Below are 10,752 nucleotides of genomic sequence, written 5' to 3' on the forward strand. Positions count from 1 at the left end.
ACTTAATGTGCTCTCCGTCGCGAGCAGGACTGTAGAGCAGCAAACTTAACCCCTGCCCCGGCACCCGGCGGGCAAACGTCGTTGGGTTTATCACTGACATGAAGTGGGCGCTTGCATATCGTCCGCTAGCTTGGCACGATACAATGCTTTCAGATTTCAATTTGTAAATTAGTGGGGTTAATTCATGGCAGAATCTCGTGCGGAGCGTAAGGCTCGTCGTGCTTTGATCGAGGCGGCTGAGGGGTCGGGGGAGAAAAAATCTTCTAAGAAATCCAAGTCGTCTCTGAATGCGAAGGGTAAGTCGGCTAAGGGCAAGGCTAAGGCCAAGCGTCCCGGCTCTCGTCGGAGCGAGGATAAGGCATCTCAGACTCGCTCCAAGCGCCCGTATAAGAATCCGGTTCCGTCTGCGCGTGAGGCTGTGGATCCCAAGTCTCCCTGTTCCATCATGAGAGCTTGTGGCGGATGCACGGCGCTCAATCGTCCTTATAAAAAGCAGTTGGCAGCTAAGCAGGCTGCTATGGAGGAGCTTTTTGCTTCGCTTTGTGAGCGTGAGGGCATTGCTGTAGATCCTATTCGTGGCATGGGTGTCACCCTGGGCGACCCGGGCAAATATCCTGCGCCGCGCGGTTTTCGCCATAAGGCCGCCACTCCCTTTGCTCCCGGTAAGGAGGGCGCTGTCCGTTGCGGTTTCTTTGAGCGCGGCACGCACAAGATCGTTGCCGTACCCGAATGCCCCGTCGAGGCACCGGGCGCCCGTCAGATTCTCAACGGCATCGCACGCGAAGCTGAGCGGCTGCATATTCCCGCCTTTAATGAGGACAAGCATCTTGGTTTGCTTCGCTATGCCGTCGTCCGCTGCGGTTGGCGTACCGACCAGGTCATGGTCACGCTCGTGACCGCTCAGCGCGACTTGCCGCATGCGCAGGAGTTCTTTGAGGCTGTCGCCGCACTCGATCCGCGCATCGTCACCGTCGCCCAAAACATCAACGGACGCCCCGGCAACGCCATCCTCGGCGAGGAAACCCGCATCGTGTATGGCGCCGAATGCATGCGCGACCAGCTGCTCGGCTGCGAATTCGACATCTCCCCCACCGCGTTTTATCAGACCAACCCGCAACAGACCGAGCTGCTCTATCAGCTCGCTATCGACGGCATGGATTTGCACCAGGGCGATGTGCTCATGGATGCCTACTGTGGCAGCGGTACCATCGGTCTTTGCGCAGCTAAAGATGCCCAGAACAAGGGTATCGGCATTATGCTGCTCGGCGTTGAGCGCAACCCGGCGGGCATTGCCGACGCACGTCGCAATGCCGAGCTCAACGGCCTCACCCGCAGCGCTTGGTTTATGGCCGACGACGCCACCGACTACATCCTGGATGCCGCCGACAACAACGAACGCGTCGACGTTCTTTCCATCGACCCGCCGCGCGCCGGCTCCACGCCCGAGTTCCTCGAAGCTGCCTGCGCACTTAAGCCGCGCCGCATCACCTATATCAGCTGCAACCCCGTGACCCAAGAGCGCGACCTGCACCAGCTCCTCGACGGAGGCTATCGCCTGCTCAAGATCACGCCAGTCGACATGTTCCCTCACACCGACCACACCGAAACCGTAGCGGTCCTCGAACGCCGCTAACCAACCTCAGTAGATTTTTGGGACAAGAAAGGGGGCGACCCGCCTGGGCCGCCCCCTTCGCTTGGTTTATAAACTCCGCTACATCCCATTGCGCAGATCGCACACGCCGGCTGCCGCCATCTCGCACAGCAGCGTCTCGCGGTCGCGCGTCACGATCAAATCCAGTGGGAAGTGAATCTCGTCGAGCATCTTGCGCGCGTGATCGAGCTTGCCAATGGCCATGCCAATGTGGGCATCGGTCGACACGCCAATGCCCACGCCCAGCTCGGCGCAGCGCTCGGCAATCTTGCGGCATACGGCCCAATGCTCAGTGTCGACACCGTGTTCAAGACTATGGTTGTTGATCTCGATAATCTTGTGCTTGGCCTTAGCTGCCAACAGCACCTCGTCGATATCGAACGGCACGCCCGAACGCCCCGTGTGACCCAGCATGAACACCTTGGGGTGCTCCAGGGCATTGATATACATCTCGGCCGTCTGGGCCAGCGTCGCGCCCTCAGCAATCTGCGGATTATGCACGCTCGCAACCAAATAATCCAAATTACGCGTAACCAAATCGAACAGCGAATGCTGACGGCTGTACGAATCGCCGGCAATATCGAGCGTGACAGGAGTGTCCTCGCCAAACAGGCTTCCGTCCAGCGAAACGATATCGGCCTCGGCACCACGCAGCACCAGCACGCCGCTCCAAATGCGCGGCCAGATATCCTGGTTGATAAAGAACTGGTAACTGCGCAGGTCATTGGGGCAAGCCGTAACCATAGAGCTCAAATGGTCGGCAGATCCGAGCACCTGCAGACCACGCTCTGACGCCCAGTACACATTCTCCTCAATGGTCGAATATGCATGCGCAGAGAACATCGTATGGGTATGAATGTCACAAGAAAGCAGGTAGGGCATCAGGTCTCCTTATCTGGCACGGCCGTCGCTTATATTCATTGTACGCATAGCCTTCGATAGTCGTAAAACCACTCCATCCCAAAGACACAACGTCCATGACAACGGGGTCCGGCTTAACACCAAACCCCGTTTCACGTAAAACATTGTAGGCAGAGCGCTTTACTTTTAACGATACTCGTCCGCCAACTGTTTCCAAGCGGGTAGCGAATTGACAATCGTTTCGTAGCTCACGCAATAGCCCAGGCGGAACCAACCCGGCATACCAAAGCTGTCCGAGGGAACCGCAAGCAACTCATACTTCTTTGCGCGCTCGCAAAACGCATTCGCATCGGGCTCCAATGCTTTCACCCATAGGTAGAACGCGCCATCCGGCTCAACATAGGTGTAGCCATACTCCGCTAGTGCGTCGGTAAGCGCGGTGCGGTTGCGTGCATAGGCCTCAACGTCACTCGGCTCATCGATGCAGTCGATAATTACGCGCTGAAAGAGCGCCGGCGCGCACACGAAGCCCAGCGTACGGGCGGCACCGGCAACGGCCGGCATCAGACGGGCAGCCTGCGGATTGGTGTTGGGAACCAAGATCCACCCCACGCGCTCACCCGGCAGCGACAGCGACTTGGAATACGAGTAGCACACGATGGTGTGCTCGTAGATCGAGGGCACCCAAGGCACCTCGGCACCGTACACGATCTCGCGGTACGGCTCATCCGAGATGAGCATAATCGGATTCTCGGGATCGCGCTGAGCGTTGGCCTCGCGCAGAACATTGGCCAGTCGCGTCAGCGTGTCGCGCGTATATACGGCACCGGTCGGGTTGTTGGGCGAGTCGATAATGACGGCTGCCGTCTTGTCGGTGATCGCCTTGAATACGTTATCCACGCTCAGCTGGAATGTGTCCTCGTTGGCAAGCGCCTCGACACACGTGCAGCCGGCCTTCTCAATCCAAACGCGATACTCCGGAAAGTACGGGGCGATAACAATAACCTCGTCGCCCGGATTCGTAACGGCGTTGAGCGCGCAGGTGAGCGAAGCCGCGGCACCCACCGTCATAAAGACGTCTTTGCCCTCATAGCTCGTGCCAAAGCGGCGGTTGAGCGATTCGGCCACAGCGGCACGACATTGCGGCAGGCCCGGTGCGGGCGTGTAGCCGTGCAGCTGGTCGCTCGGCAGCTCCAGGGCCTTCTTAATGGACTCCGCCACAGCAGCGGGTGCCGGAACGCTCGGATTGCCCAGCGAAAAATCGAATACGTTTTCCGCACCGATCTGCGCCTTGCGCTCAAGGCCATAGCTAAAAATCTCACGGATGATGGAGCTTTCCGCACCGCGAGCATACATAGTTTCGTTGATCATCTGTTCCCCTTTCGCATAGGCGCTATTGTACGCTTTAGCCGAGCAAAGTGCCGCAGCAATGTTGATTGGGGACAGACTTAAATGCGTGAAAACGCTCATTTAAGTCTGTCCCCAATCAACAGACGGCCCCATATCGCTCAAAAGAAAAAGCCTCCGCAGGTTTCCCCGCGGAGGCTTTCGCCACAAAGACTATTTGTCGGCGTCGGTGTCGGCATCGACGACGGCATGGTCATCGTCAGCATCATCGGATGCGGCTTCGGCATCCTCCTGCATGGCCGCCTGCGCAAAGGCCGCGGCATCAGCCGCCAGCTCCTCCTCGCTCATTCGAGGCACGCGCTTCTTGGTCGGCATGCCGGCCGCCTTGGCATTGCGCTCCTCCTTGGCCGCCAGGATATCGCCCTCGCGCTCAAGGTAGGCATTCCACTCGTTGTCGAGCAGGGCGTTCACGGCGTCGCCCTCGACGGTCTCGCGCTCAAGCAGCACCTTCGCCATCAGATCGAGCTGATCGCGACGGGCGTCCAGAATCTCGACCGCACGACGATGGGCCTCACGCATAATGCGCTGGACCTCGATATCGATGCGGCGCGCCGTCTCCTCGGAGTAATCCTGGTGATCGGCGTAATCGCGACCAAGGAACACCTGATGTTGCGCCTCGCCAAACACTTGCGTGCCCAGCTCCTCGCTCATGCCCAGGCGCGTGACCATCTCGCGCGCCATCTTGGTTGCGCGCTCCAGATCGTTGCTCGCGCCCGACGTGATGTCATCGCACATGAGCTCCTCGGCAACGCGACCGCCCAAAAACACGGCGAGCTCGTCGAGCATCTCGTTCTTGGTCTTGAGGAAGTGGCCCTCCTGCGGAAGCTGCAGCGTGTAGCCCAGCGCCTGGCCGCGGCTGACGATCGAGATCTTGTGGACCGGATCGGAGTGCTCCAGGATGTGACCCACCAGGGCGTGACCGCTCTCGTGGTAGGCAATCGTGGTGCGCTCGGCCTCGGTCATCACGCGACCCTTGCGCTGCGGTCCGGCAATCACGCGCTCCATCGATTCCTCGACCTCGTCCATCGAGATCACGGAACGATGGCGGCGGGCAGCCAACAGCGCAGACTCGTTGAGCAGATTTGCCAGATCGGCACCAGTGAAGCCAACGGTCATCTGGGCGAGCTTCTCAAACTTAACGTCCTCGTCCATCGGCTTGTTCTCGGCATGCACGCGCAAGATCTGCTCGCGGCCCTTCACATCCGGACGGTCGACCGTAACCTGACGGTCAAAACGACCGGGACGCAGCAGCGCCGGATCCAGAATGTCGGGGCGGTTGGTGGCGGCGATCAGGATGACCGACTCGCTTTCCTCAAAGCCGTCCATCTCGACCAGCAGCTGGTTGAGCGTCTGCTCGCGCTCGTCGTGACCGCCGCCCAAGCCAGCTCCGCGCTGACGTCCCACGGCATCGATCTCATCGATGAAGATGATCGACGGGGCCTGGGACTTGGCCTCCTTAAAGAGGTCACGCACACGGCTGGCGCCGACACCTACGAACATCTCGACAAAGTCGGAACCCGAGATGCTAAAGAACGGCACGCCCGCCTCGCCGGCAACGGCCTTGGCCAGCAGCGTTTTACCGGTGCCCGGAGGGCCAACCAGCAACACGCCACGCGGGATCTTGGCGCCCAGCTTGCGATAGCGATCCGGATCGCTCAAAAAGTCACGGATCTCCTCGAGCTCCTCGACTGCCTCGTCCACTCCGGCAACGTCTTCAAACTTGACCTTGGGGCGTGTGGCCTCGTTGGTCTTGGCGTTGGTCTTGCCAAACTGCATGTTCCTGTTGTTGGCGCCCATCATCTGGCGCATAAAGTAGAACATGATGGCGATAAGGGCGATCGTCGGAAGCACATTCATCGCCAAGTCGCCCCAAAAATCGGGATCGTTGGTGTTGACGATGTACTTGGTATCGGGGTGCTCCGCCATGAGCTCGGCAAGCGAATCGGAGCCGACATAGGTCGAAGAGAAGCTCTTGAGCTCGCTCGTATCGCCCTTGTCCTTTTTTGTCTTCCAGTAATGACCCGTCACGCTTCCGTCTTGAACCGTATAGGTCAGATTTTCGACGCAATCCTGCTTGATGGCGCTGACCATCTCGCTCGTCGCGAGCTTAACGGTATTGCTTGAGCTGGCAAAGCCGGAACCCATATTAAAGAAGGCATAGCCCAGAAGCGCGCAAGCCAAAAGAAAATACAGCCAGCCCGTACGCGTGGGCTTCTTGCCTCCGGGCATCCCCGGGATCTTAGGCTCCCGGGGAGTCTGGGAATTGTTATCGTTATGGTCGTCGGGCATCTTACGAATAAACCTCCGGTTTCAAAATGCCCAGATACGGAAGGTTACGATAGCGCTCGGCATAGTCGAGGCCGTAGCCCACCACAAAGGCATCGGGGCAATGGGTTCCAACATACTTGGGCGTGATGGCCGAGGTGCGGTCCTCAACGTCCTTCCACAGGAAGGCAGCGACCTCCAGCGAAGCGGGCTTGCGGCTCTCGAGGTTCTTCATCAGGTACTTGAGGGTCAGGCCCGAGTCCAGAATGTCCTCGACGATCAGCACGTCGCGACCACGGATGTCGATATCCAGATCCTTAATGATACGCACGATGCCCGAAGACTTCACACCGTCGCCATAGCTCGAAACAGCCATGAAATCGATGTTGGTCGGTAGCTCAATCTTGCGCATCAGGTCGCCCATAAAGACAACGGCACCGCGCAGAACCGCGATCAGCACCAGATCCTTACCCGCGTAGTCGCGAGTGATCTCCTCGCCCAGGCGAGAAACGATGCCGTCGATATCCTCCTGCGTAAACAGAACCTTCTCGATATCCGGATGTTGAGAAGCCATGACAACCCTTTCTTGTGCTTAATCGCCCACACACCGCCGTATGGACGCGAACTACACATTCTAGCAGCGCACGGGGTATATTTTCCAGCCCGCGCACCATCAGCGCGGGAATACCGTCAACGCCGCACAGAATAGCTGGCGTAGGACGCTATTCCGCATCGACCACACGAAGCAGATATGCCACGCGCGTTGCGGCCGTGCACTTAAAACGCTCGTCCGCGCGAACTCCGGCGACCCACACCACGGCACCTCCCGGCGCCGTCCTCACCATGGGCACGCCGGCGCGCTCGGAAACGGGAATGCGAGCCTCGCCTAGCAAGTCGGATACTTTCTTGCTTCGGCCACTCATCCCTAACGGGCACATCACGTCTCCCGGTGCGGGACCGTCCACCCACAGGCGCGCCAATCGCGCCTCGACAGGGATCTTGCCACGCGAGCCCGCCAGGATCCGCTCACTATCGCTGTCGGCAAAACCCAGGGCAGCCGCGTCTACCAAAGCTGTCACTTCCCCGGCAGCCGCAAGCTCACGGGCGCGACGCACGATATCGCATCCCGGCTCAACGGCCATCGGTTCTGTGACCAGCATACGTCCCCCGCCCAACGGCAAACGACCGGGTACGGTAACCCAGTCCGCGACCAGGCCCTCGCGAGCCGCCGGCGCCTTAAACGCCAGCATGCCAAACTCAATGCGTGCGTCAATCCCCGCCGGAAGCGTGACCGAGCCGGCGCCCTCGGCAACGCAGGAAAGGACTCGCTCCACATGTCGCATCTCTGGACGAGCGTCCGGATCGATGCGCTTAATCGCCAGTCGCACGATGCGCCGCGCGATTACCACCTCGGCCGCAGCAAGGCGTCTGGCATCGAGCACTAGCGCGCCCGCCGCCTCCTTGCGCAGGCAGCTTCGAAACGCCTGCGCCGACAGCTGGGATAGAAACGCGTCTTCGTCACCCAAGATCTCACAGGCGGCGCCAATCGTCTTGCACACGCTCGCATTACGCTGTGCCACCACTGGCATTACCCGATGGCGCACGTAGTTTCGCAGATACGAGATATCCTCATTGCTCTCGTCTTCACGCCACGGCTGACCATGTACCTGTAGATAGCCCACAAGCTCGCCATGAGTTAGGTCGAGCAAGGGACGCACCACGATATTCCTCCGGCGAGGAATGCTCGATAGACCAGCGGGCCCCGAACCCTTAATCGCGTTCATCAAAAACGTTTCCGCGCGATCCGAAGACGTGTGCGCGGTGCAGATACGAGCCGCCGTTCGCGGTGCCCCCGTCTGGGCGCAGAGTTCGCGAACATACCTCCGCGCCGCGGCATAGCGCACCTCGCGGGCCGCGGCCTCAATATTGCCCGACTCCCCATCAAAATAAGCGTGCTCCACACACAGCGGTAAACCATATTGCGCGCAGAGCTCACGCACAAAGGCCTCGTCGCCATCGGACGCCTTGCCGCGCAGATGATGGTTTACATGCAGCACGTGCAGTCGTTCGCGCGCGATGGGAGCTACACCACGCCCATCCTGAATATCCAACTTTGATGTGCACGCCATAAGAAGCAGTGCCGTCGAGTCCGCACCACCTGATACCATGAGCACCACGGGGGCAGCCGTCTGCCGCGTTGCCAGAGCTTTATCATCAGCCCACGATGCAGCATGGTGTCCATAATGCTGAGATACCGTTGGCATTTGCTTCCTCCTCTATTCGTTCGCACCCATTGTATCCTTTGGAATCTTATGTCTCGTCTGCACCTTCATATCCTTGGCAGCGGCTCAAAAGGCAACTGCGCGCTCATCGAAGGCCCCCGGGGGCTCATCATGATTGACGACGGTCTTTCTCGCCGCGAGACATTAAAGCGCATGGCAGAACTGGGGCTCTCGGCAGACAACGTCTCGGCTCTTCTCATTACTCATGAGCATAGCGATCACATCAAGGGTCTCGATGTCTGGTGCAAGCACTGGCACGGCCCCCTCTTTGCCAGCAGGGGCACACTTTCGAGCAAAGAAAATCTTTCGCATCTGCCTGTCGAGGAATTCGATCCCGGTGACACCCTATCCATTACCGGCATCCACGTGCAAACCTACTCAACATCACACGATGTCATCAATCCAGTCGGCTATCGATTCGATGCCCTCGATGATTCCATCGGCATTGCCACCGACACCGGAGAGCTATCGAGCCAAGCCATGAACACCCTCAAAGATTGTCGAGTCCTCGCGCTCGAAAGCAACCACGATGTGACTATGCTGCGCGAGGGAGAATATCCCCGCTTTCTTCAGGAGCGCATCCTGTCTGCAAGGGGACACCTCTCCAACGACCAAGCCGCCGAAGCCGCGCGCGAACTTGTTACCGATCGCACCGAACAGCTCATTGCCATGCATATCAGCCAAGATAACAATCGTCCGAGCCTTACCGTCAAAAGCTATGCCAAAGCTCTAGCCGCAACCCTGGATGACGAGGTCGGTAGCTCCGCCACCCTTCTCCAAGGATCGCGAAAACTCTCGATACGCCCTGCAAGTCAGTATCAACCGACAACCATTGTATAGACCGCTCAATAAAACAAAAGGGGCCGGGAATCAAATCCCAGCCCCTTTATCTTGGCTCAAAAGCTCTGACCATCGGAAACGTTAATCGATGGAGATCTTCGTAACGTTCTTCTTCTCGACGATCTTGGGAACCGTAACGGTCAGGATGCCGTCAGCATACTTAGCAGAGAGACCCTCGCTCGAAGCGTCCTTCAGATATACGCCACGCGTCGCGCTGTACGAGCTGAACTCCTTCTGCAGGAAGTTCTTGCCCTCGTTCTCCTCGTCTTCCTCGACATTCACGCTAATGGACAGACGGCCCTCATTAAGCTCGACATCGATATCGTCCTTGGCGACGCCGGTCAGATAAGCCTTGACCTCATAGCCATCGCCCTTATCCTCAACGTCAACGGGAAACGCCTTGGAGGCAATAGAGCTGTTCGCCAGGTCACTCATATCATCAAACAGATCGAACAGCGAGCTAGCAGAGGGACGAACGCCAAAAACCGAACGATAAGGAACCATGCTTGCCATGTTTACCACTCCTTTATAGGACTGCCGAGTCATCTTCTAGGTGACTGGGACTTCTTTTGACGTTCTTATATATGCCCACCCGGTGCTCATATATACACCGACTATAAAGTTTTTTGAGTCCAGTACTATAAGCATATCTAAGTGAGTAAGACTCAGGTTTTTGGAAGGTTAAGGTTCTTTGAACCAGAGCTTAAATAACGAGTATGTCCACAGCTACAAATAACAAGGGGCTTACAATGAGCGCGTACACGTTGTTGGTAACGAGCTAAAGGGCATCATGGACGACCAAAACCAGAACAATATGTTTATGCCGACGCAGGGGGAAGATATTTCCACGCAGCCGCCACGGTTCCGTCGCCCCCACATCTCGCAAGAGCCCATTAATGATGCAGAGCCCGAATATGTGACGAGAAATCGATATCAAACGCTCGAGGATGCCCAAACGGGACGTAAGCATATGGGCGTCGCCTCGGGAGACCCTGTATATCTGAAAGACGCACCATTATCTAAAAACAGCGCAGCTAGTGATGAGCCGATGAAAGCATCCGCCACTCATCGACAAAGAGGTCCTCGACCAAAGCAAACCTTGACGCATTCGGCTCGCTATCTCGAAACGCCAAAACAGGGAAAATCAATCTTCGTTTCGACAAGTAAACGACGCAAGCAGCATCGACTGACAATCCTGCTTTTGATCATTGCGGTCATAGCAGTTGCCCTTGTTATTCGATTTATTTTCTTTAAATAAAAGCTCAATACCAAAAACGATAAGATCGTCTGGTGTAAATGAGTCATTTACGCCCGGTAAACGCAAAAAAAGGGGGAGGCCGCGAGGCCTCCCCCTTCTCAGTTCAAGCGTACGGCTCGGTGCCGTCCACCGGTCAGCGGCGCCCTGGCCTCCCACGGGCTGACCCCGCAGTACTCTCGGCGCGATGG

9 protein-coding genes are annotated in these 10,752 nt (G+C 57.8%); 3 read left to right on the plus strand and 6 right to left on the minus strand.

Annotated elements, in window-relative coordinates:
* Positions 1-184 precede the first annotated feature (184 nt).
* On the plus strand, positions 185-1,633 hold the full coding sequence (gene rlmD, locus AB5758_RS09120; RefSeq protein WP_161145454.1) for a 23S rRNA (uracil(1939)-C(5))-methyltransferase RlmD: 1,449 nt from the start codon (positions 185-187) through the stop codon (positions 1,631-1,633).
* A 78-nt stretch (positions 1,634-1,711) separates the two neighbouring features.
* On the opposite strand, the gene AB5758_RS09125 is transcribed toward rlmD, so the two are convergent.
* The 5 genes from AB5758_RS09125 to tilS form a co-directional block, all read right to left on the minus strand.
* Positions 1,712-2,533: a phosphatase gene (locus AB5758_RS09125; protein ID WP_368141865.1), complete on the minus strand. Its 822-nt coding sequence runs from the start codon at positions 2,531-2,533 to the stop codon at positions 1,712-1,714.
* A gap of 165 nt (positions 2,534-2,698) precedes the next feature.
* Positions 2,699-3,883 carry a pyridoxal phosphate-dependent aminotransferase gene (locus AB5758_RS09130; protein WP_118081740.1) on the minus strand — a complete coding sequence of 395 codons (1,185 nt, stop codon included), beginning with the start codon at positions 3,881-3,883 and terminating at the stop codon, positions 2,699-2,701.
* A gap of 189 nt (positions 3,884-4,072) precedes the next feature.
* A complete protein-coding gene (gene ftsH, locus AB5758_RS09135; protein WP_368155514.1) occupies positions 4,073-6,208 on the minus strand; it encodes an ATP-dependent zinc metalloprotease FtsH in 2,136 nt (711 codons plus the stop codon).
* A gap of 1 nt (position 6,209) precedes the next feature.
* Positions 6,210-6,758 carry a hypoxanthine phosphoribosyltransferase gene (hpt, locus tag AB5758_RS09140; protein WP_006235600.1) on the minus strand — a complete coding sequence of 183 codons (549 nt, stop codon included), beginning with the start codon at positions 6,756-6,758 and terminating at the stop codon, positions 6,210-6,212.
* Between the two features lie 148 nt (positions 6,759-6,906).
* Positions 6,907-8,448, minus strand: a complete 1,542-nt coding sequence (gene tilS, locus AB5758_RS09145; protein ID WP_196022818.1) for a tRNA lysidine(34) synthetase TilS — start codon at positions 8,446-8,448, stop codon at positions 6,907-6,909.
* Positions 8,449-8,496: 48 nt separating this feature from the next.
* Between tilS and AB5758_RS09150 the strand changes: the two genes are divergently transcribed.
* Positions 8,497-9,306, plus strand: a complete 810-nt coding sequence (locus AB5758_RS09150) for an MBL fold metallo-hydrolase (protein ID WP_149926514.1) — start codon at positions 8,497-8,499, stop codon at positions 9,304-9,306.
* Between the two features lie 81 nt (positions 9,307-9,387).
* Here the strand turns inward: AB5758_RS09150 and AB5758_RS09155 are convergent, their stop codons facing one another.
* Positions 9,388-9,819, minus strand: a complete 432-nt coding sequence (locus tag AB5758_RS09155; protein WP_035138719.1) for an Hsp20/alpha crystallin family protein — start codon at positions 9,817-9,819, stop codon at positions 9,388-9,390.
* A gap of 277 nt (positions 9,820-10,096) precedes the next feature.
* Between AB5758_RS09155 and AB5758_RS09160 the strand changes: the two genes are divergently transcribed.
* Positions 10,097-10,564 carry a hypothetical protein gene (locus AB5758_RS09160; protein WP_138375038.1) on the plus strand — a complete coding sequence of 156 codons (468 nt, stop codon included), beginning with the start codon at positions 10,097-10,099 and terminating at the stop codon, positions 10,562-10,564.
* Positions 10,565-10,752: the final 188 nt, after the last annotated feature.

Source organism: Collinsella aerofaciens (assembly GCF_040926405.1).
In the GTDB taxonomy this organism is placed as follows: domain Bacteria; phylum Actinomycetota; class Coriobacteriia; order Coriobacteriales; family Coriobacteriaceae; genus Collinsella.

Coding starts and splice junctions, on each gene's coding strand:
- rlmD (WP_161145454.1), top strand. CDS start 185: ATGGCAGAATCTCGTGCGGAGCGTAAGGCTCGTCGTGCTTTGATCGAG.
- AB5758_RS09125 (WP_368141865.1), bottom strand. CDS start 2,533: ATGCCCTACCTGCTTTCTTGTGACATTCATACCCATACGATGTTCTCT.
- AB5758_RS09130 (WP_118081740.1), bottom strand. CDS start 3,883: ATGATCAACGAAACTATGTATGCTCGCGGTGCGGAAAGCTCCATCATC.
- ftsH (WP_368155514.1), bottom strand. CDS start 6,208: ATGCCCGACGACCATAACGATAACAATTCCCAGACTCCCCGGGAGCCT.
- hpt (WP_006235600.1), bottom strand. CDS start 6,758: ATGGCTTCTCAACATCCGGATATCGAGAAGGTTCTGTTTACGCAGGAG.
- tilS (WP_196022818.1), bottom strand. CDS start 8,448: ATGCCAACGGTATCTCAGCATTATGGACACCATGCTGCATCGTGGGCT.
- AB5758_RS09150 (WP_149926514.1), top strand. CDS start 8,497: ATGTCTCGTCTGCACCTTCATATCCTTGGCAGCGGCTCAAAAGGCAAC.
- AB5758_RS09155 (WP_035138719.1), bottom strand. CDS start 9,819: ATGGCAAGCATGGTTCCTTATCGTTCGGTTTTTGGCGTTCGTCCCTCT.
- AB5758_RS09160 (WP_138375038.1), top strand. CDS start 10,097: ATGGACGACCAAAACCAGAACAATATGTTTATGCCGACGCAGGGGGAA.